18 protein-coding genes are annotated in these 20,658 nt (G+C 50.2%); 13 read left to right on the top strand and 5 right to left on the bottom strand.

What is annotated here, in order from left to right:
* Window position 1 precedes the first annotated feature (1 nt).
* Both I8J30_RS01355 and I8J30_RS01350 read right to left on the bottom strand, forming a co-directional pair.
* Window positions 2–682: a zinc metallopeptidase gene (locus I8J30_RS01355; protein ID WP_210654739.1), complete on the bottom strand. Its 681-nt coding sequence runs from the start codon at window positions 680–682 to the stop codon at window positions 2–4.
* A 29-nt stretch (window positions 683–711) separates the two neighbouring features.
* Complete coding sequence (locus I8J30_RS01350; protein ID WP_210654737.1) at window positions 712–1,152, bottom strand: MerR family transcriptional regulator; 441 nt, start codon at window positions 1,150–1,152, stop codon at window positions 712–714.
* Window positions 1,153–1,555: 403 nt separating this feature from the next.
* On the opposite strand from I8J30_RS01350, the gene I8J30_RS01345 reads away from it, so the two are divergent.
* From I8J30_RS01345 to I8J30_RS01335, 3 genes are read left to right on the top strand one after another with little or no spacing between them, the layout of a single operon-like run.
* Window positions 1,556–2,926 (top strand): ammonium transporter, encoded by a 1,371-nt coding sequence (locus I8J30_RS01345; RefSeq protein WP_420831193.1) that lies wholly within the window; start codon window positions 1,556–1,558, stop codon window positions 2,924–2,926.
* A gap of 57 nt (window positions 2,927–2,983) precedes the next feature.
* Complete coding sequence (locus tag I8J30_RS01340; RefSeq protein WP_210654734.1) at window positions 2,984–4,054, top strand: DUF294 nucleotidyltransferase-like domain-containing protein; 1,071 nt, start codon at window positions 2,984–2,986, stop codon at window positions 4,052–4,054.
* A gap of 18 nt (window positions 4,055–4,072) precedes the next feature.
* Window positions 4,073–4,813, top strand: a complete 741-nt coding sequence (locus tag I8J30_RS01335; protein WP_091214949.1) for an exonuclease domain-containing protein — start codon at window positions 4,073–4,075, stop codon at window positions 4,811–4,813.
* On the opposite strand, the gene I8J30_RS01330 is transcribed toward I8J30_RS01335, so the two are convergent.
* Together I8J30_RS01330 and I8J30_RS01325 are read right to left on the bottom strand one after the other, a co-directional pair.
* Window positions 4,787–5,275 carry a M67 family metallopeptidase gene (locus I8J30_RS01330; protein WP_210654731.1) on the bottom strand — a complete coding sequence of 163 codons (489 nt, stop codon included), beginning with the start codon at window positions 5,273–5,275 and terminating at the stop codon, window positions 4,787–4,789. The two genes, I8J30_RS01335 and I8J30_RS01330, sit on opposite strands and share 27 nt — an antisense overlap.
* 74 nt (window positions 5,276–5,349) lie before the next feature.
* Window positions 5,350–6,657 (bottom strand): MFS transporter, encoded by a 1,308-nt coding sequence (locus tag I8J30_RS01325; protein ID WP_210654730.1) that lies wholly within the window; start codon window positions 6,655–6,657, stop codon window positions 5,350–5,352.
* 136 nt (window positions 6,658–6,793) lie between these two features.
* On the opposite strand from I8J30_RS01325, the gene I8J30_RS01320 reads away from it, so the two are divergent.
* On the top strand, window positions 6,794–7,354 hold the full coding sequence (locus I8J30_RS01320; protein WP_210654728.1) for a TlpA family protein disulfide reductase: 561 nt from the start codon (window positions 6,794–6,796) through the stop codon (window positions 7,352–7,354).
* Between the two features lie 68 nt (window positions 7,355–7,422).
* Here the strand turns inward: I8J30_RS01320 and cimA are convergent, their stop codons facing one another.
* Complete coding sequence (cimA, locus tag I8J30_RS01315; protein WP_210655998.1) at window positions 7,423–9,039, bottom strand: citramalate synthase; 1,617 nt, start codon at window positions 9,037–9,039, stop codon at window positions 7,423–7,425.
* 181 nt (window positions 9,040–9,220) lie between these two features.
* On the opposite strand from cimA, the gene I8J30_RS01310 reads away from it, so the two are divergent.
* The 9 genes from I8J30_RS01310 (at window position 9,221) to I8J30_RS01270 (ending at window position 20,658) form a co-directional block, all read left to right on the top strand.
* Window positions 9,221–10,507 carry a DNA polymerase IV gene (locus I8J30_RS01310; protein WP_210654726.1) on the top strand — a complete coding sequence of 429 codons (1,287 nt, stop codon included), beginning with the start codon at window positions 9,221–9,223 and terminating at the stop codon, window positions 10,505–10,507.
* 66 nt (window positions 10,508–10,573) lie between these two features.
* Complete coding sequence (locus I8J30_RS01305; RefSeq protein WP_091214960.1) at window positions 10,574–10,810, top strand: ferredoxin; 237 nt, start codon at window positions 10,574–10,576, stop codon at window positions 10,808–10,810.
* A 169-nt stretch (window positions 10,811–10,979) separates the two neighbouring features.
* On the top strand, window positions 10,980–12,905 hold the full coding sequence (locus I8J30_RS01300; RefSeq protein ID WP_210654724.1) for a CHASE2 domain-containing protein: 1,926 nt from the start codon (window positions 10,980–10,982) through the stop codon (window positions 12,903–12,905).
* Window positions 12,902–14,785 carry a FecR family protein gene (locus tag I8J30_RS01295; protein ID WP_210654722.1) on the top strand — a complete coding sequence of 628 codons (1,884 nt, stop codon included), beginning with the start codon at window positions 12,902–12,904 and terminating at the stop codon, window positions 14,783–14,785. The genes I8J30_RS01300 and I8J30_RS01295 overlap by 4 nt, the downstream gene beginning before the upstream one ends.
* A gap of 20 nt (window positions 14,786–14,805) precedes the next feature.
* Window positions 14,806–16,416, top strand: coding sequence for an NHL domain-containing protein (locus I8J30_RS01290; protein ID WP_210654720.1), 1,611 nt, complete (start codon window positions 14,806–14,808; stop codon window positions 16,414–16,416).
* 106 nt (window positions 16,417–16,522) lie between these two features.
* The gene (locus I8J30_RS01285) at window positions 16,523–17,935 is read left to right on the top strand and encodes a L,D-transpeptidase (protein WP_210654718.1); all 1,413 of its coding nucleotides are present in this window, start codon (window positions 16,523–16,525) and stop codon (window positions 17,933–17,935) included.
* Between the two features lie 344 nt (window positions 17,936–18,279).
* Complete coding sequence (locus tag I8J30_RS01280; protein WP_091215025.1) at window positions 18,280–19,380, top strand: quinone-dependent dihydroorotate dehydrogenase; 1,101 nt, start codon at window positions 18,280–18,282, stop codon at window positions 19,378–19,380.
* A 15-nt stretch (window positions 19,381–19,395) separates the two neighbouring features.
* A complete protein-coding gene (gene yjbM, locus I8J30_RS01275) occupies window positions 19,396–20,199 on the top strand; it encodes a GTP diphosphokinase (RefSeq protein ID WP_210654716.1) in 804 nt (267 codons plus the stop codon).
* On the top strand, window positions 20,200–20,658 hold the full coding sequence (locus I8J30_RS01270) for a DUF309 domain-containing protein (RefSeq protein WP_210654714.1): 459 nt from the start codon (window positions 20,200–20,202) through the stop codon (window positions 20,656–20,658).

Below are 20,658 nucleotides of genomic sequence, written 5' to 3'. Positions count from 1 at the left end.
TTTAATCTCGGCTTTGCGTAAAAATCATAATGTACTTGACTAGCTCAAGCAGGGAAATCAATGCTGCTGCAACATACGTTAACGCTGCGGCATTAAGGACTTTCGCTACTCCGCGTTCTTCTTCATTCGTGATGAAACCTTCGGAAATCATGATTTCACGAGCACGGCTGCTGGCATTGAACTCTACAGGCAGTGTAACGAGCTGGAAGGCTACCGCACAAGAGAAGAACAAAATACCAATACCAATCAGCCCAGTGGCTTGAAACAGAAAACCGGCGATTAACAAGAAAGGTGCAACACCGGAAGCGAAGTTCACGATCGGGAAGATCTTATGGCGCAGCGTCAGCATCGGGTAGTGCACGCTATGCTGGATGGCGTGGCCGACCTCGTGACAGGCTACGGAAACGGCTGAGATTGAATTCTCGTAGTAGACGGGCTCTGACAGCCTTACGACGCGGTGAATCGGGTCGTAGTGGTCAGAGAGCGTTCCAGGTACGGGTTCAACCGGTACATCATGCAGTCCGTTGCGATCGAGCATCATCCTTGCGGCTTGATATCCTGTGAGGCCGCTATTGATTGGAACCTCTGACCAGCGGTTAAATGTTCCGCGAACTCTAAACTGTGCCCATAACGATAAAATGAAGGCAATGATGATTAGAAAATCCATTGGGTGAAAAAACATAAATAGTTCCCTCCATTAGTGTTGAAATCCTACATAATGCCGCCTTTGTTAATGAGAAGCATCAAGGCTTCAACGCAGGCGGCTGTTTGGGGCACCAGCCGTTTAAACACCTGCTTCGCCTGTTGAGGCTTCAATTGGTTCAGGACAGGTTCAATCTCCTGAACTTCTCGTTGCAGTTGTTCTAGATGAAGCTGGAGCTCCATAAGCCTTCCTGACACTTGCTCCTCGGTAGAAACCTTGCGCCAGCCTGCCATATTTGCCTTGATTTCATCGAGCGTATATTTGTCTTTCTTCAACTGTACTATACGTTTGAGCCGATTCAAGGTTTCATCACTGTAAAGACGATAATTTTTGGCTGAGCGGCGTTCGGGTTCGATCAGACCCATTGATGTGTAGAAATCGATCGTACGTGAACTTACGCCGGCTAACTTCGATAGTTCGCCAATCCGGTGCAGCACATGTTCGGACAATGGAATCACCTCTCTCTTGGAACGGGGATGGACGTTAATTCTTCTAGTACCTATGATACAGAATCTATAACCATACAGTCAAACGTAATGCTTTGACGAATTTTGTTAGTATAAAACCTAACATGTGACCTTACTACTAGGAAGGATATTCGTAATTTATAGGGGGAGTGTGACATAGGATAGGAAAGAAAAACGATCAAAACGCGAAGGATAAGGCGGTGAAAAGGCGGTTTCGGTGTTAAAATTGTGAAAAAACTTAACATTCGATTCATTTGGAGAAGCGAATGTTAGATTTTTTTCGAGAAAATGAAAAAACTGTATTGTCAAATGTGGTACTTCTGACTATAATGACATTAAGTCTTTCCTAGCATGTCAAGAAACATTACATTAGGGAGTGGTCGTAGTGGTCAAAAAGTTGATTTTATCTTTAGGTGCTCTTATGTTGTTATTTCCAGCAATGGCTTTCGCAGACGACCCGTCTGCAGGAACACTGAACATGGGGTTGAACTCGATCTGGGTTCTGGTCGCGGCAGTGTTAGTTATCTTGATGCAAGGTGGATTTATTCTTCTCGAATCCGGTTCGACACGCATGAAGAATGCCGGGCATATTGCCGGTAAAACAATCTTCACATTGGGACTTTGTACCTTGGTTTACTGGGCAGTAGGTTATGCATTTGCTTTCGGCGCAGATAACGCTGAGAATTCAATCAGTAAATTTATCGGATGGGGCAGCTACTTATTCGCTCCTGCCGTATCTGCGGCAGAAGGCGAAGCACTTCCATCCACGATCTTCTTCGTATTCCAACTGGCTTTCGCTGCAGTATCGCTTTCCATCGCATGGGGCGGTTTCGCAGAACGCGCTAAGCTTTCCGCATACCTCGTATTTACCGTATTGTTTACTGCACTCATCTATCCGGTTATCGCCCACTGGATCTGGAGCCCAACAGGCTGGTTGTTCGCTGAAGGCGCACAAGACTATGCAGGTTCCACGGTAGTTCACTTGACCGGTGCGCTTGCAGCCTTTGCGGCAACCGTACTTCTGAAGCCGCGTATCGGCCGCTTCAATAAAGACGGCTCCGCAAATGAAATTCTAGGTCATAACCAAGTATTTGGTGCTTTGTCCGTTCTTATACTATGGGTTGGCTGGTTCGGCTTTAACGCAGGTAGCGCACTTGGTGTAGGCGACGGCTTCTTCGGATACGTTGCATTCAACACCCAACTCGGCGCAGCTGGCGGCGCAGTAGCAGCGCTTCTGATTTCCTGGCTTGTAAACGGCAAAGCAGACATTCCTACAACATTGAACGGTGCGCTTGCCGGTCTCGTAGCCATCACTGCAAGCTGCGCGTTCGTAGATCCTTGGGCAGCTGTTGTAATCGGTTTGCTTGCAGGTGTACTCGTATTCTTCAGTGCTAAGTTTTTCGAGAAAATCAAAGTCGACGATCCAATCTATGCACTTTCCGTTCACGGCGCAGCAGGGGTTTGGGGTACGCTGGCGAATGGTATCTTTGCAACGGATGAGCTTGCAACAAAGCTTAATGTAGGTAAAGGCGGTATCATCGACACAGGCAACTGGCATCAAATGTGGGTACAGCTTGAATCCGTACTCGTTTGCGGCGGCTACGTACTCGTCGTTTCCTTCGTATTGCTCGGAATCATGAAAGTCGTTATGGGTCTTCGTGTTACGGAAGAGCAAGAAATTATCGGTCTTGACCTTTCCGAGCATGGTACATTCGGCTATCCGGAGCAAATGAAAAAAGCACAACAAAGCTTGTAAGCGGCAAAATAACAGCCTGAATAAGTTGTTCGATACTGACATAGGGGTGAGCACAGCATGAGCGATCCGGTTCGTGCGAAGCTGCTTACACGCATCGGGACTACCGACGATGTGGTGACGCTGCGCGGCTTGCGGGATCAAATCCACGAGCGGATGGAAGCTCTGCACGCGAAGCAGCCGATTGAACAATTTAATACGGATCTGAATGAGGTACATGATGCGTTTATTCGTCGGGCGATCTCATTATCAGAAGCGCAAATGGCACGGCTGGGGCACGGTTCCCCACCCGTGCCTTACGCGTATTTATTGTTCGGCAGCGGAGGCAGGGCGGAACAAACGCTGTCAAGCGACCAGGACAGCGGAATGATTTACGACGATCCGGAAGAAGAATCGGAGCGGAAGGAAGTCACGGCTTATTTTCGAACCTTTGCCGACACGATTGTCGATATGCTGCAGAAGCTCGGTTATCCGCCATGTGAAGGTGAGGTTATCAGCTCCAATCCGATCTGGTGCCAATCCCTCTCACAGTGGAAAGAGAAGCTGGACAGCTGGTTTGAAGATCCGGATTGGGAATGTGTCAGGTATCTTCTCATCGTAGCCGATAGCCGGATGATTTATGGGCAGCACCGGCTGCTGCAATTGTTGAAGGATCATTATTATACCGATATGTTAAATCACCGTGTTATCGTGCGTCACATGCTTAATAATACGATGCGTCATAAGGTGCTGATTGGCGTGTTCGGCCAGCTGCTTAAAGAACAATACGGCACAGACGCCGGCAGTTTGGATCTGAAATACGGCGCCTATATTCCAATGGTCAATGCGATGCGATTATTAAGCATTCAAGCAGGTGTTCGAGAGACTTCCACGCTTGCACGAATTAATCGTTTACGCCAATTGGAGGTCCTATCGGAAGAAGACTGCGTCATGTACGCGGACATTTTTCGTTTGTTCATGCGTCTTCGGCTGATGAGCACGGAGAAACGTGAAGACGGGCTGTACATGAACAATGGGAAGCTGCCGCATGTGAAGCTAACGAAGGAATTAATCGAGGAGCTGAAATCCGGACTCAAGGGAGTAAAGAAGCTGCAACGCTTCGTTCAAAAGCAGACGACGGGAAGGCTCTAGAGCAGCGGAGGGAGAACCATGAAGGAGCAGAAAAGTGTAGGCAGGATGTGGCATTTATACAAAATGGGCGGAATTACACCGGCGATTGCTTCGATGATGGGCGCTCAAAACGCGCAGCAAATGGCTTTCATCCGCTCGATGTCGAAGGAGCAGCGCAAGGAATCGATGATGGATCAGTCCCTGCACGATATGGAGGTCGTTGTCTTCGACCTGGAGACGACCGGGTTCTATCCGACGAACGGGGATGAGATTCTATCGGTTGGAGCCGTGCTCGTGAAAGGAGATCAGCTTGTGGAAGGGGAAGGCGGAACCTTCTACAGCTTAGTGAATCCTAAACGGAAAGTGCCCAAGCATATAACGGAGCTAACCGGAATTACGAATGAAATGGCCCAGGATGCGCCGGATCTCATGCAGGTGCTTCATGATTTCATGGAGTTCGTCGGCAAAAGATTGCTGATCGCCCACGCCAGCGGCCATGACAAGCAGTTTCTCAATGCAGCGCTGTGGCGGACATCGAAAGTGAATCTGACGCATCGCGTGCTGGATACGATGCTGGTAGCGAAATGGCTGGAGCCTAACCGGCTGACGTATAACTTGGACGATATGTTGACATTAAGCGGGATCGAGATTACACAGCGGCATCATGCGCTGGAGGATTCCCTTATGACAGCCAAGCTGTGGGTACATTATTTACGGCGCATGCATGATCGAAACGTCATTACGCTTGAGGACTTATATGCTTATTTGAGTCAGCATTAAAGGTGTGAAGCTGCCTTTCTCTGCCCAATAGGGCTGAATGAACGGCTTGTCTTCCTGTTTGAGCGAAACAATCCAATAATTGATGCCCGTTGCCGTCGTGTACAGACCATTCCAATCCGCAGTGCTTGGGATCGGCATGGACGATGGATGGGAGTGAAAGTAGCCGACAAGCGATTGTCGGTTTTTTTGCATGCTGTAATAAGCCTGAATCCATTCCTCGGGGTCGAACGCGAACCGATTGAGCGGCTGCTGCGATCTATTACGAACACCTTGGATGCCTGTTACGGTTACGAATGGCTGCTGTGCCTGCCCGGCAGTACCGCTCAATATCCCGCATGCCTCCTCCGGTAATGCTCGGAGACAGCATTCGATCAGGGATTGATAGGCTTCGGTCGTAATGAATACTTGGGCCGGAGCAGAATCGAGTTCTGGCTCGTTAGCATGGATGATGGTGTTCTTCATACAATGCCTCTTTTCATATCGAAGGTCATTGTCTCATTATATCGTTTCCGATCCTCGGAAGACAGTAACTGGCATTAAGCATCTCCGGCTGTCTTAGGCGGATGGACCATGAAAATAATGATGAGTAAAGCGCCGAATGAAAGCGCGGCTACAACACTGTACAGCAGCGTATCGGAACGTTTGGCCATCCAGCCGAATAAAGGGGGTCCGAAGGCTACTCCGAAGAATCGTAAGCTGCTGTAGAGGGAAGTGACCATGCCTCGATGCTCGCGATCCACAGAGCCGGTGATGAGCGTATTCAGACAGGGAAGCAAGAGGCCGGTGCCGGCGCTGCTGAGCGCCGCGAAGCCGATTAACGCATATACACTGTTGTGGATGAAAGCCGCGGCTGCCAATGCCGAGCCCATAACAGCTAATCCGATGATCATTAGATGCCGCATGAGCGTGCCGTTGTTTTTGATTTTGCGGCCGGTCACGTATGCGGTAATAACCAAGAAGAGGAGCGGGATCGCCAGAACGCCGCCCTTAGCTACACCGTCAATATTATAGGGAGCTTCTTCCAATACGTCAGATAGCCGGAAGAGGACACCGAACAGAATAAAAAGCCCGAGGGAACCGGATACGAATGCAGAAATGAGCCAGCGCCCCTTCTCCTTGAAGACTTTCGCGATACCCCCAATATACTGCTTAACCGGTGTTTTCTCTTTTTTTTCATTGGGCGGTTCTTTAATCAAGAACATCATGGCGAAGAATGACCCTGCACAGAATAATGGAAAAGCAAACAATGGGGCGTACCAAGCCATCAAGGCGAGTAGAGAGCCGATAATCGGACTTATTACCTTGCCTGCGCCGTTGGAAGCTTCTATGAGGCCTAAAGCTTCGCTTTCACTGCCGTCCTTGTACATGTCTCCTACAAGAGCCATCGCAATCGGGGAAGTGCCGGCAGCGCCGATTCCTTGAAGCGCGCGTGCCGTAATGAGAAGCCAATAGGCATGCGTAACCGCTCCGATGCCCGCTACTATACCGGCTATCCCATAGAGTGCAAGAGAGGGCAAAATAACGGCTTTACGCGTGAAGCGATCGGATAAGTATCCAGAGATTGGGATGATAAGACCGGCTGCAACTGAAAACAACGTAATGACCAGACTGGCTTGGAATCCTGAAATGCCAAGCTCCTTCTCCATATCCGGCAAAATCGGGACGAGCATGGAGTTACCTAAAACAAGCACGAGCGGTACAGTAGCGAGCGCGCAGTATTGAAGCCATTTGCCTTTACCTTGTTCGCTTTGATTATTCTTGTTCTTGCTGCCGCTGCTCGATCCGCTTGTGCGCAGCTTTCCCGGTTTCCCTTGGGCCCAACCGGATTTTGTTGCTTGCTTCATTAGAACAGCTCCCATGGCGAAATTGTGTCATCTCGACGGTAATGTTCCCACGAACTTGAGCATCCATTCCCAAGCGTGGTAACATGTAGGGAGGTTGTCCGAAACAGATATTGCATATAAGAAAGAAGGCGCAAGGATGAAACGTTCGATTGTACTGATCGTCATCGTGCTGGTGTTGGCCGGTGCCGCAGTCTACCAAAATAAAGGAAAACATAACGAAGCGCTTGCCGCTTCAGGCGATATGCTGCCCAAACCGGGTTATACGGCTCCCACTCTGGAGCTTCCGAACTTAACGGACCAAGTAACCGCGATCGGCGGTAAACGCGAGAAGCTGCTGATGGTGAATTTCTGGGCTTCATGGTGCTGGCCTTGTGAGATGGAGGCGCCGGATATGCAGGCACTTTCGGAGAAGTATGGCGATAAGCTGGAGCTTTACGGCATCAATGCAACAAGCCTGGATAAAGAGCGTCAGGCAAGAGAATTTGTCACGGAGCAAAAGCTGAAATTCCCTATCCTGATGGATCGGGACGGCAAAGCGACTGACTTGTACAAAGTGAACACGTTCCCAACCACGCTCTTGATTGACAGCAATGGGATTGTAAGAGAGCGGATAGGCGGGGTCATCTCTAAGAGCAAATGGGAAGCGATCATCGACAAGTGGATTGACGTTCAAGAAGAGCAGCATACAGGCACATAACCACCATTCCAGCGTAAAATAAAGAACGCCGTATCAGCCAATAAAGGCGGATACGGCGTTCTTGCCGTTTAGTGATTAACCAATCCGAACTGTTCGCGAGGCTCATCCATAGCATTATCTATCCTAGACATATTGAGCAGCGCATAACGGATGCTGTCGACCAGCGCTTCCCAGCTCGCTTCAATCACGTTGTTCGAGACGCCGACCGTGTTCCAAGTGTTCTTGAAGTCTGTGGATTCCATTAACACGCGTACTTTAGCCGCCGTTGCGTCCTTCTCGTCGATGACCCGGACTTTATAGTCGGAGAGGTGGAAGTCATTGATGCTTGGATAGAACTGCTCCAGCGATTTGCGAAGGGCGTTATTCAATGCATTAACCGGACCGTTGCCTTCAGCCGCCATATATACGGTTTGGCCTTCGACATTTACTTTAACGATCGCTTCGGCGTTCATGTGGTTGCCGTTTGTTTTCTCAACGATCATTTTGAGCGATTCCAGCTTGAAAATTTCTTTCATTTCGCCGAAGGCATCGCGCAGCAGCAGCTCGAGCGATGCATCAGCACCCTCGAATTGGTAGCCTTGATGCTCCAGGTCTTTGATCCGTTCCATAATTTCTTTGGTCTTGTCGTTATTCGCGTTAATGTCAAGTCCGAGCTCTTGCGCTTTGGAAATGATATTGCTTTGACCGGCAAGCTCAGAGACGAGTACGCGCTGCTTATTGCCGACCAGCTCGGGACGGATATGCTCGTACGTCTTGGAGTCTTTCATAATGGCGGAAACGTGGATGCCGCCTTTATGCGCGAAAGCTGCGTTGCCGACATACGGCTGCGCAACAGGCATATGGACATTCGCGATCTCGCTGATGTAGCGGGCTGTGTTCGTAAGGGATTGAAGCTGATCATCACTCACGCAGCGATAGTTCATTTTGATTTGAAGATTCGGAATGATCGAGCACAGATTGGCGTTGCCGCAGCGTTCGCCGTAACCGTTGATCGTTCCTTGCACTTGACGAGCGCCGGCTTGTACGGCAGCTAAAGTGTTGGCTACGGCAAGCTCGCAGTCATTGTGCGTATGAATACCAATTGGCGCGTTGAGCTCCATTCGGATGCGTGTGACGATATCATGTACTTCGGACGGCAATGTGCCGCCATTCGTGTCGCAAAGCACGATCCAGTCCGCACCTGCGTCTTGCGCTTTGCGCAGGACAGAGAGTGCATATTCAGGGTTATGCTTGTACCCATCAAAGAAATGCTCCGCATCGAAGATCGCTTCAACGTCATTGCGTTTAAGGAAGGCAAAGGAATCGTAGATCATTGCCAAATTCTCTTCAAGCGTCGTCTGCAGAGCGGTATGTACATGGAAATCCCATGACTTGCCGACCAGCGTCGCAGCAGGTACACCGGACTCGACGATTCGCAGCAGGCTGCTATCTTGCTCTGCCAGTGAATTTTTGCGTCTTGTGCTGCCGAATGCGGTGATCTTGGCTCCCAGCTTCAAATGCTTGACACGTTGAAAGAACTCGATATCCTTGCTGTTGCTGCCTGGATTTCCGCCTTCAATATAATGAACGCCAAGTAAATCAAGCTTCTGGGCAATTTTTATTTTGTCGTCTGCGGAGAGGCTGATTCCTTCGCCTTGCGTGCCGTCTCTCAGCGTAGTGTCGAAAATGGAGATTGTGTTTGCCATCATTTGCAGAAGCCCCCTTCACTACTAATCCTATGCATAGTCATAATTTTTTATTATAGCATTACTTGTGCGGTGCGTAAATGTTAGGTTAACGCGCCGTAATGCCGCAAGTTGACTGCCTCTATCGGCAATTGTATGCTGAGATTAGAAGCATTTTTTGCGGAATAGGAGGAAGTCGGTCATGCCCACGGATCATCAGAAACCAGCTGCCAAGAACCGCATTATTTTACACCTGGACATGAATGCATTCTATTGCTCCGTGCATGAAGCGGAAGAACCGCATCTCTATAAAGGAAAGCCAACAGCGGTCGCCGGCAGCGTGGAGCTGCGCAAAGGCATTATCGTCACTTCTTCCTATGCGGCCCGCAAGCAAGGGGTTAGGACGGGGATGACGGTCCGCGAAGGGATGCGGCGCTGCCCGGATTTGATACTCATTCGCCCTGACTTTGATCTGTACCGGACCTATTCGCGTGGGTTTATGTCGATTGCCCGGCAGTACACACCATTAGTTGAAGCGATGTCTATCGATGAATGCTATATGGATATAACGGGCTCATCCGCATTTGGTGAACCGCTGGAGATTGCGCACGCCATTCAGGATCGAATTCGGACCGAATGGAACCTTCCATGCTCGATAGGCGTAGCGCCGAATAAGCTGCTGGCCAAGATGGCCTCCGATATGCAGAAGCCGAACGGGTTCACCGTGCTCCGAATTCGAGATGTTCCGAAGCTGCTGTGGGATAAACCCTGTGACTCGCTGTTCGGTATCGGACGGAAGACGGCCGACAAACTCACGAAACTGAATATACGAACAATCGGGCAATTGGCAGAAGCCGATGAAGCCATGCTGACGAAACATTTTGGCGTACTCGGATCTTGGATGAAGTCGGCATCCTACGGAAATGATCATTCACCGGTCAATGCGGCCAGAGAACGGAACAAATCCGTCGGACATACGACGACATTGCCTAACGATGTGAAAGACCGCACGGAAGTGCATCGAATACTGCTGAACTTGGCTGATCAAACCGGACGCAGAATGCGTCATCAGAAAATGATGGCATCCACCGTTCAGATCGTCATCCGCAAACCGGATATGACAACGGTAAGCAGATCTATTACACTTCCCGTACCGACCGATTCCGCAGCAGATATTCATAAGGAAGCTTGTAAACTATTCTATAAACACTGGCCGCTTGGCGAGCCCGTCAGACTGCTGGGAATTACGCTGCAGAATCTATCATTGCAGGATGAAACGGCGGTGCAGCTAGACTTGTTCGAATATAAAGAACAGCCTAAGAAAGCCGCTTTAACGAAGGCTATGGATATGCTTCGCGATAAGTTTGGCGAGGATGCGGTGCTTACAGCGGGCATGCTCGGAGACGACCCGTCGGCGTTAATTCGCAACAAACGAATTAGGGGGACATCCTTGCAAACAGACGAGCATATGTTATATAGTGATGAGTGAGGGTTGTTCGCTAAAAAACCACACAATCGTAAGTTTCTTGGCTTACAATTAATAGGAGGGAATACGATGTCGAAGTTTACTTGGGTTGAAAAAGATACGTGCATTGCTTGCGGAGCATGCGGAGCAACGGCACCGGACATTTATGACTACGACGATGAAGGTCTAGCAGAGGTTATTTTCGGCAGTGACGGTAACCACGGCAATACAGAAATCCCATCGGATCTATATGATGATTTGCAAGACGCGGCAGACGGCTGCCCGACGGATTCCATCAAAATCGCAGACGCTCCTTTTAATAACTAATTCAGCTAAATAGGATTGAAGAATAATCCCATTTCTTGTTTCGACAAGGGATGGGATTTTTCTCGTTGTTTCGACATGTTTATATTGCCTTCTCTTCTGAAAGTGAACTAGAATAGAAGGAAGATTACTAGGAAAAATTTACTGATTTTTGAGGAACTAGGGGGAAAATATGCTTAGGCGAAAGTGGTTGATTACAACAGCCCTAGGGCTGTTGATCTGTTTGTTCTGGTCGTTTCTAAGCAGTTTGGGAACAGGCGGCACACTGGGACTGGTAGAGTCCGTTTTACAGGATAAGATCATGCAGAAGGCAGACGCGGATCGTGCACCTAATGTGAACATTAAACTCATTAAGATCGACCAAGCCTCGCTCGACAATTTAGGTCAATTCCCCTGGGATCGCGGACTCTATGCACAGCTTATCTCGATGCTGGCGGACGCAGGCGCCAAAGCGATCGCGCTGGACGTTGTGCTGGCAGAGCCGGGGAATGATCCGGAGAGCGACAAGCTGATGGCGGAAACGATGAAGAAGTACCCCAATGTCATCTTACCTGTCGTCTTTAACTTCAAGGCCAGACAAGATGAAGCCGGCGAACTGGAGACGGAATCGATTTCCTATCCTGCCGAGACGATTGGAGCAGGTCCGGAGCAATTAGGACATATCAATGTACTGCAGGATAAAGACGGTACAGTCCGTAAGCTGACGATCGGATTGAAAGATGATAAAGGCCAAGTAATGCCGGCTTTCAGCGTGAAGCTGGCCAACTATTTGCTGGATCAAGAGCATCAGATCGTATGGAGTGAGGAGAAGAAGGGCTGGTATCGAGGAGAGCAATGGATTCCGGCTGACAGCCGCAATCAGATTGCCACGGAGTTCTACACGGAGCCTCGCGAAGAGATGAGCCTTGCAACGGGGTATGATTCGCAATCCTTCTTCGACGTGCTGTCGGGAAACATCCCCGCAGATTACTATCAAGGCGATGTTGTTCTGATCGGACCTTTCGCACCCGGCCTGCAGGACGAGTATTTAACTCCGCTCAGCACGACGCTGAAGATGTACGGAGTCGAGATTCATGCGAACATGATTCAATCGCTGGTTGCCGGAAAATTCTCGACGAAAGCAAGTCCTGTGGTGAACTACGCTTTGATTATATTGCTGACATTCCTTTCTACGATTCTGTTTGAACGGTTTACCGGTAATAAGGCGTTTGCTGTATATGGAGTGCTCGCAGCCGTATTTATATTGGTGTGGATCGAGCTCTATCAGCTTAAATCATTATTTATTACCTTTACATATCCGTTCTTGGCCTTAACAACGGTCTTCATTTGGTCCGTCGTCAGTCATTATCTTGCGGAACGACGCGAGCGCAGCCGGGTTACGAATATTTTCGGCCGATTCGTACCGCGAACGGTCGTGGATGAAATGCTTGCTTCCGGCGAGGAAGTGACGGTAGGCGGTCAACGCCGTGACATCAGCGTTATATTCGTCGACATTCGCGGGTTTACTCCGATGTCAGAGAAGCTGGAGCCGGAGCAGGTCATTCAAGTGCTTAATGAATACTTGGATATTTGTACGAAGGCTGTGTTCAATTGGAACGGCACGCTCGATAAGTTCATCGGCGATGGCGTCATGGCAATCTTCGGAGCACCGATCACGCAACCGAACCATCCTGAGCTCGCCGTACGTGCGGCACTGGAGATGAAACGCCAATCAGCGGAGCTCGAGGAACGATGTCTGCGAGAGATCGGCGTTCCCGTTCGTTTCGGCGTCGGCGTTAACAGCGGCCCTGCCGTCGTCGGCAACATCGGCTCTCAGATGCTTCGGCTTGATTATACGGCGATAGGCGACACCGTCAATTTGGCGGCTCGGTTGGAGTCTAATGCGAAGCCGGGGCAAATTTTGATCAGTGAAGAAACACTCGCCCGGGTGAAGGGGAAGTTCATTACGCAATCCATCGGCGAAGTGAAAGTGAAAGGGAAAGAGCGGCCTGTCCTGGTTACGGAAGTGTTAGGCGAGGCTGAGGAACATACGCAAACGGAAACAACGAATAAGGAAGCGATCATGAATGATCAGCTGAGAGGGAGAGTAGGAACATGATCAGCACAAACAACCGCAGGCTGCTCACGATGCTATGCTTGCTGCTCGCAATCGGGCCGGCATCTTTTTTTGCTGGTGCAGGCAAAGCTTCGGCTCAAGTGATGCGCGTTGCCATTGTCGATTCGATGAAAGGTTCCGTTACGGTCCTTAAATCAGGCGGAGCCAAGCCATTCGCGGCATTTAAAAACATGAGCTTAAATGAAGGCGACCAAATTGCCACGAGTAAAGACGGAAGCGTGGTACTCCAGCTGGCGAGCGATGATGCGGACAAGGACAGCGTTACGATTGGTCCCAGCTCACAAGTTACATTCACGAAACTAAAGGAATCCGGCGGTACCAAAACCAAGATGAGTGTGTGGGCGGGTTCGCTGTGGGTGAAAGTGAAATCCGTATCGAATGCGAATGATCAATTCGAAGTGGAAACGCCAACCTCCATCATGGGTGTTCGCGGCACGCAGTTCTATGTCGGCGTCAATCCGAGAACGGGGCTGACGAGCGTTTTCTTGGCAGCAGGTGTTATTGAGGCTATTACCGGCGGTATTCGTCTTGAGACCGATGGAACACCGGCGAAGGATAACACGGTTACGTTGTACCCGGCGGAGCAGCTTGATGAAGCCAACAATGAAGACGGACAAGGGCTGATGACTTCCGTTTCGATTATGGATATCACCAACTTCATTAATGGAGCATCTCCGGACATCATCAAAGCTATCTTGGCGGACGCAGCTAACATTCGCAAGGAGCAAGATGAAATGCTGGAGAAAGCCAAAGACAGTCTGGGTGAAGCCGCGAGCAAGGATAACTTCGGCGGGACGATTAATTCGGAAGAGGATCTGGAGGCTGCGGCCAATAATCTGACGAACCTCCTGTCGCTCATAGCTCGCGAAGCGTTGGAACAGCACAAGATTGATAAATCCCAAATCGATCAAATCAATAAGGACGCCAAAGAGAAGCTGCTGGATCTCGACACGGCTGCCGAACTGAAGCTCTCCGAAGCGGATAAGCTGAAGCAGAAAGCAGCCGAAGAGCTTAAGGAGAAGCAGAAGAAGCTGGGCGAAGCCAAAGAGAAACAGCTTCAAGAGCAGAAGGATAAACTGGCAGAGGCCGTAAAGAAGGCACAAGAAAATCAGGCCAGGATCGCAGAAGAGAATAGGAAGGCTTTGGAAGAGTTCACGAAGAAGCTGGAGCTGCTCTACTTCGAGAAATTGACGAAAGCCGAACAGGATAAGTTTAATGAAAAACGTGAAGAAATCGAGAAACCGCCGATCAAGGAAGATAGCACGGGCGGCGGTAATGTAGGGACTACAACACCGAATGCGTTTGCGAGCTTGAAATTCAGCCAAGCCGGCTACGCTACCTCGCCGCTCATTATGTCAGGTCCTACCGGAGCAGTCGATCTTGAAGTCGAGTTCAGCGGTTTTAGCGATTCACGTAAAATCAAAGGTTATCAAATCGAGATCGAGTACGATGCATGGACAGCCACTTTCGATACGAGCAGCTTTGACGGTGTATCCACTTCGCTGAATTACCGTTCAGGCGGAGGAGGCTTCGTAGTGGAGCCTGATGGACAGCATGTAACCGGCGCCAACAGTGTAGACGACTACCGGATCGTGGAAGGCGAAACGAGCAATACGTTAGTTTATACGGTTGCGAAATTCGCAGGGGATTCTGTTGAAATCAGGAATGCTGCATCGGTCGTGAAGCTGCCGTTCTTGGTCAGAGCGATACTGCCTGTTAATGAAGAGATCGGTCCGGATACAATGGCAGCACCGGTTCATTTCCGCATCAAGTCCATTACTGCCGTAGATGCTGCCGGTGTTCCGGTGGCAACGGTTAAAGGGCCGGAGTTGACGCTCCAAGTTAAACCCGCCAAAAATTGACGTAAGGGGAAAAGCATCTCATGATCAATAAACAGAAAACAGCCGCGCTGACACTTGCAGCGGCTGTACTGCTTGGTTCGTTCAGCGGCAGCGCGCATGCTGCTTCATCCACATCCGCCGCTGCTGCGGCCGATTCCGTGCTCAGAAACAAACCGCTTTACGAGGTCTATACGGCAGCAGGTACCGGCGCTTCTGAATTAACAAACGGCAAACCCGCTGCCGCAGCATTTCGCGAACCTACCTCGCTGCTGTATGATTCCGGCGCGGATGCCTTCCTGGTGGCAGATTCCCGTAATCAGAATTTGCGCGTTGTAACACCTTCGCAGACAGCAACGGCAGCCGGGATTTACATTGGAGACGATGAGCTTAACTCACCGATGGGAAGCTTGCTTGATGGTTCCGCTGCGGAAGCGGCATTCAATCGTCCGTCCGGTTTGGCTGAAGATGCGAGCGGTGCCGTATATGTCGCGGATGCCGAGAACAATGCCATCCGCAAAATTACGAATGAAGGTAAAGTAATCACGATTGCGGGTAATGGGGTAATGGGTTCGGCTGATGGCAGTGGCGAAGCAGCTCGCTTCTATCATCCGCTGGATGTAGCCGTTTCGGGTGATGGGGTCATTTATGTAGCGGATACGTTAAATCATGTCATTCGTCAAATCAAAGCAGGTAAAGTGACGACGTTGAACGCGGCTTCTACACGTATAGTCGAGTATTTCCCCGGTGTCGTTGAAGGAGTCGGCGATTATGCGGACGGCCCGCTCAGTCAAGCGAAGTTCAATGAACCGAGCGGCCTAGCTTTAGATGCGAAAGGCAATTTATACGTAAGCGATACAGGGAATAATCGCATTCGTTATATTGATTTCAAAACACAGACGGTTACAACCGTTGCAGGCGGGGTAACCGGAACCGCAGTCAGCTACGAAACCAATGATCCTTACAGCGCAGGGGGATATGCGGATGGACATGCAGCCAGTGCGAAGTTCCAAACACCGCGTGGTTTGGTCGTTACGCCGGAAGGCGGCGTTCTGATTGCGGATTCGCTTAATCATGTTATCCGCTATTTGTATAAAGGGATGGTATCCACAATTGCGGGTACACCCGGAGAAGAAGGCAGAACCAGCGGAGTTGCGGGAAGTGCGACGCTAAATCGGCCGACCGATGTTGCTTTGATGGAACACGGCGCATTCGCAATTGCCGATGCAGGCAGTAATACGATTCGAGTCGTGATCCCCTATACGGTTCCGGAGCAATTGAAAGCGGATGGACGCATCCATCTGCTCTACCATCAGAACGTGCTGGACGCCAATGTAGCACCGACCATTAAGGCGGGAACGACGTTCGTGCCGCTTAGAGTGCTGACGGAGAAGCTTGGTTTCAAAGTGAATTATGCAGGTGGCTCGGCCGTTCTGGAGCAAAACGGTGTCAGCTATACGGTGAAGAGCGGTTCTGCTCAAATCGTGAAGAAGCTTCCAAGCGGAGCGACTGAAACATTGACGCTTCGTTCAGCAACGTTCACGTCAGACAGCAGATTGTTCCTGCCGGTCCGTTTCTTCGCGGAGGAGCTTGGCCTTGATGTCCAGTGGTTATCCGATACCCGGGCAGTCTTGCTGCGCGATAAGAAGTTCTAAGGGCGAACATTAAAATTTTCACAAAAAAGCTGTACGGTGCAAACCGTACAGCTTTTTTTGCCGATATAGTAGCTACAACAATGCGAAGAATCGGAGGTTCAGTTTCATGTTTGAGGATCAGAATGATAAATCCTATTTGAAGCGCTACGTACAGAACCATCCTACCAATCGAATGGCATGGTATCTACTTGGCAAACAATATATGGAAGAAGGCAAGGAAGCAAAAGCCAATTACTGTTTTCTGCAGTCCGGCAGCGTGTATGAAGCATATGAACGCAAACAGCATGAGCTGGCTCAGGATCCGAGCGTTATCCTCGAGCAGTGGAACAAGAAGCGAAGGATTAGCCGGCTCTTGACCCGCATCTCTGTGGCTTCCGTAGTCTTTCTCGGGATTATATTGGCAGCACCCTTCGGCTTGGCAAAGGATGAGGCAGAGCAAGATAGCGGCAAGGAAACCGTCCAAATGAAGTCGCTTTCTGCCGCTAAGAATGGTCTTAGAGTGGCCTTCATTAAACCGGCAAGGGAGAAAACATTAGGAAATGCACTGGGGGCTTTGTTAACAGGCGAAGGGAATACGTCGCAAACAGGGTTAGCCGTTATGCTGCAGCAGGACGGGAAATGGCGCAAATGGACCGGGAAGACTCGGATATTGGCTGAGGCGAAGCGGGATGGGAAAGCGGATGCGGCAGCGGTCCGACTTCTTGATGGTCAAACTTGCGATTGTCAGCCGGGAAATGCATCTTCGGCCTTCAAAGCGTATGGCGAGTGGAGCCGTGAGCAGGAAATGCGCTGGACGCTGTCAAGTGCGATTGTCCACTACCACGAACGAACGAAGTCTTGGCCCTCCGGCATGGATGATCTGACACGCTCGTATCCGAATAATGTCCTGTCAGGAACATCCCCGCAGATGAAGAAGCTGTTCCCTGAGTTGCTGCAGGCAGCGAAGCAACGAAAATCCGGCAAGCCCCCAAGTGGAGATGCTGATGCGAATGCGGGCAAAGCAGGCGGTGAAAGCTCCAATTCCACTTCTGCCTCACCATCCACCGCAGCGAATGCGTCTGAGTCGAAGCTCTCCGAAGCGCCTTTATCGATTATTGTAGATAAAGACAGTCATCAGCTTGCCGTGGTCTCCGGTGATGTTGTTGTCCGCAGCTATACCGTTGGTCTTGGCGGTAAGAAAACACCGTCTGGCCAGTTCTTCATCAGCGAGAAGGTGAAAAATCCGAATGGCCGGGATGACAGCGAATTCGGGAGCCGCGGCATGACGCTCTCCAATACCCTTTATGCGATTCACGGTACGGATGAACCGGATAGCATTGGGAAGGATGAGTCACATGGGTGCGTGCGGATGAATAAGAAGGACCTGGAGGAACTATATGATCTGGTGCCGCTCGGAACAAAGGTAGAAATAAAAAGCGATGTCCTCCCCGGCGCTGCGACTCCGGCTGCTGAGCGTTTCCGCTTGAAGCCGGTGCAGGACGAGACGAACACCGCTGTTGTTTATCGCTGGTTAACCTAATGCGATGCTATTTATTATCAAGAATTAGCAGCACAGCCATCACGATGACGACAACACTGAAAATTGATCCAATCCAAATGAGCGCCTTCTTATTGATTTGTTCCTTGGGCTTGCTCTTCATAATTGGGGGTCTCTTCTTGGCTTGGCTCACGTGGATCAACCTTTCTTTTACTATAAGTGGGTTTGTACCCTTATTGTAATCGTTTTCTTGCTTGGATACAACTACTCTGCCGCATGTAAATAGGGGGCTTGCACGCAGGAAAGCCGCGGCAGGCTCTTTCTTTTTCCCTTCCAACACGTTAAACTGTTCGGTAGAGCTAACACGAAGAACGGAGTGAGTTACGTTGTTGTATTCAAAATTGGCCAAGCCTTATTTCTTCCGAATGGACCCCGAGAAAGCCCATCATATGGTCATCGATGGCCTTCATTCCGCAAGCCGAGTACCGGGAATACCGGCTCTGATGCGCGCGATGTACGGTGTACCGGAAGCGAAGGAGCTTGAAGTCGATCTGTTTGGCCTCCATTTTGCCCATCCGATCGGACTGGCGGCAGGACTGGATAAGAATGCAAAAGCTGTCGATATGTTTGCCAATATCGGCTTCGGATTTGCAGAGGTAGGTACGGTTACACCTAAAGGGCAGATCGGCAATGATCTCCCGCGATTGTTCCGGTTACCTTCCGATGAAGCGCTCATTAACCGAATGGGCTTTAATAATGAAGGCGCAGCCGCGATGGCGGCAAGACTGGCACAGGATACGAACAGACGTATACCGATAGCCGTCAACATAGGTAAAAACAAAACAACACCGAACGAACTCGCTCACGAGGATTACCGTGCTTGCTTGCAAGCCTTATATACATACGGCGACTTCTTTGTCGTCAACATCAGTTCGCCGAACACCCCGGATTTACGCGCGCTGCAGCATGGTGATGAATTGAGACTTCTATTGTCGACCGTAATGGAAGAAATGGCTGTTCAAGCGAAGAAGAACGGCGGCACCCGCAAGGCGGTTCTGGTCAAAATCGCACCGGATATGACGGACGAGCAGCTCGGCTATACTGTAGATACGATAAAAGCGAGCGGCGTTAACGGTATTATTGCAACTAATACGACAATTAGCCGAGATGGCCTGCAGCATGCGAATGCTAAGGAAACGGGCGGCTTAAGCGGAAAGCCGTTGAAGGACCGATCAACGGAGGTCATTCGCGAGGTATATCGACAAACAGGCGGCAAACTGCCTATTATTGGATCAGGCGGCATCTTTACCGCGGCAGACGCATACGATAAAATTCGCGCAGGTGCAAGTCTTGTTGAAATCTACACGGCACTCATCTATCGAGGGCCGGAATTGCTGCGCGAACTTGCGGACGGGCTGAAAGATGCCTTGCGCAGAGATGGATTTAAATCGATTATTGAAGCAGTAGGAGCAGATCATCGGTCTTAGACAGGAGGCGGCCGGATGGACGGTAGAGACTGGGGACTTTTTTTGCAGCCTTACGAGCAAGCGGTAGAAGAATTAAAGGTGAAGCTGAAGACGCTTCGCACGGAACTCAAGAACAGGGAAGCTTATTCGCCGATTGAGTTCGTAACCGGTCGGGTTAAGCGGATCTCCAGTATATTGGAGAAGGCGAAGCGGTTGTCGGTGCCGATGGAGAATATCGATACGGGCATAGAAGATATAGCGGGCATCCGCATCATGTGTCAATTCGTCGATGATATTCATCGCGTAGCGTCATTTATTCGGTTACGCAAAGATTTGAAGCTTGTCTACGAGAAGGACTATATTACGAATTTCAAAGACAGCGGTTATCGCAGCTACCATATGATTATTGAGTACCCGGTTCAAACGGCAATCGGGCTCAAGCAAGTATTGGCTGAAATTCAAATTCGTACGCTGGCTATGAATTTCTGGGCGACGATCGAACACTCGCTCAATTATAAATATAAAGAGAGCTTGCCGGATGAGGTTCGCGATCGACTGAAGAAAGCAGCTGAAGCGGCATCGGTCCTGGATACGGAAATGTCCAGCATTCACAAAGAAATTCTTAACGCGCAGCGGGAATTTGAAGAGAAGTCGAATATGGTATCCAGCGTACTTAGCGATATTCAGGAGCTGTATTTCTTCCACCGCGTCCGCGAAGCCGTTCAGTTCCAGCTGCGGTTTAACGAGCTATGGGAGCAGGAAGACGCCTATGGCATCCGGATGCTGTCCGATGAAGTTCGTACAGCGATCAATCGGGCGAAGAAAGGCGGCACGAGCTAAGTGGGAACGGATCATGCGTATGATGAGAGGTTCGTTCACTTTGTCGTGCTGTTTAATGTAGACGAAGATTATTTCGAATGCCATGAAGTGATGGAGGAACTGTGGCTCGAGGAGGGCCGCAACGTCCTCTATCAAGGGCTTCTGCAGGCGGCAGTTGGTCTGCACCACTTCCGCAATGACAATTTCTCCGGCGCGGTAAAGCTGTTCACGCAGGCGGAGAACAAGCTTGTCCATTATCCGGACGAGCTGATGGGACTGGACTTAAAGCAGCTTCGGGCTGACATCGCCGAAAGCTTGGCGCCGCTTCGTGCGTGGCAGGAGCGAGGGGCTGCGTCCTCTGGGGAGGCGCCGCCTGCTTTTGCTCCTTTCCGCCTTGTTGTGCTCGATGCCCAGCTGCGCGAACTCACGAAAGCGCTTGCGGAAATTCCGTTTGATATTCGTCTTCATGGAGAGGATTAA

This window comes from Paenibacillus lignilyticus (assembly GCF_017942085.1).
GTDB classification, from domain to species: Bacteria; Bacillota; Bacilli; order Paenibacillales; family Paenibacillaceae; genus Paenibacillus_Z; species Paenibacillus_Z lignilyticus.
Note: the sequence above shows the minus strand (reverse complement) of the source record. Positions and strands in the feature narration are given on the sequence as shown.

Excerpts from the sequence above, each read along its gene's own strand:
- I8J30_RS01355 (WP_210654739.1), bottom strand. The coding sequence starts at position 682 with ATGTTTTTTCACCCAATGGATTTTCTAATCATCATTGCCTTCATTTTA.
- I8J30_RS01340 (WP_210654734.1), top strand. The coding sequence starts at position 2,984 with ATGAGCGATCCGGTTCGTGCGAAGCTGCTTACACGCATCGGGACTACC.
- I8J30_RS01335 (WP_091214949.1), top strand. The coding sequence starts at position 4,073 with ATGAAGGAGCAGAAAAGTGTAGGCAGGATGTGGCATTTATACAAAATG.
- I8J30_RS01330 (WP_210654731.1), bottom strand. The coding sequence starts at position 5,275 with ATGAAGAACACCATCATCCATGCTAACGAGCCAGAACTCGATTCTGCT.
- I8J30_RS01325 (WP_210654730.1), bottom strand. The coding sequence starts at position 6,657 with ATGAAGCAAGCAACAAAATCCGGTTGGGCCCAAGGGAAACCGGGAAAG.
- I8J30_RS01320 (WP_210654728.1), top strand. The coding sequence starts at position 6,794 with ATGAAACGTTCGATTGTACTGATCGTCATCGTGCTGGTGTTGGCCGGT.
- cimA (WP_210655998.1), bottom strand. The coding sequence starts at position 9,039 with ATGGCAAACACAATCTCCATTTTCGACACTACGCTGAGAGACGGCACG.
- I8J30_RS01310 (WP_210654726.1), top strand. The coding sequence starts at position 9,221 with ATGCCCACGGATCATCAGAAACCAGCTGCCAAGAACCGCATTATTTTA.
- I8J30_RS01305 (WP_091214960.1), top strand. The coding sequence starts at position 10,574 with ATGTCGAAGTTTACTTGGGTTGAAAAAGATACGTGCATTGCTTGCGGA.
- I8J30_RS01300 (WP_210654724.1), top strand. The coding sequence starts at position 10,980 with ATGCTTAGGCGAAAGTGGTTGATTACAACAGCCCTAGGGCTGTTGATC.
- I8J30_RS01295 (WP_210654722.1), top strand. The coding sequence starts at position 12,902 with ATGATCAGCACAAACAACCGCAGGCTGCTCACGATGCTATGCTTGCTG.
- I8J30_RS01290 (WP_210654720.1), top strand. The coding sequence starts at position 14,806 with ATGATCAATAAACAGAAAACAGCCGCGCTGACACTTGCAGCGGCTGTA.
- I8J30_RS01285 (WP_210654718.1), top strand. The coding sequence starts at position 16,523 with ATGTTTGAGGATCAGAATGATAAATCCTATTTGAAGCGCTACGTACAG.
- yjbM (WP_210654716.1), top strand. The coding sequence starts at position 19,396 with ATGGACGGTAGAGACTGGGGACTTTTTTTGCAGCCTTACGAGCAAGCG.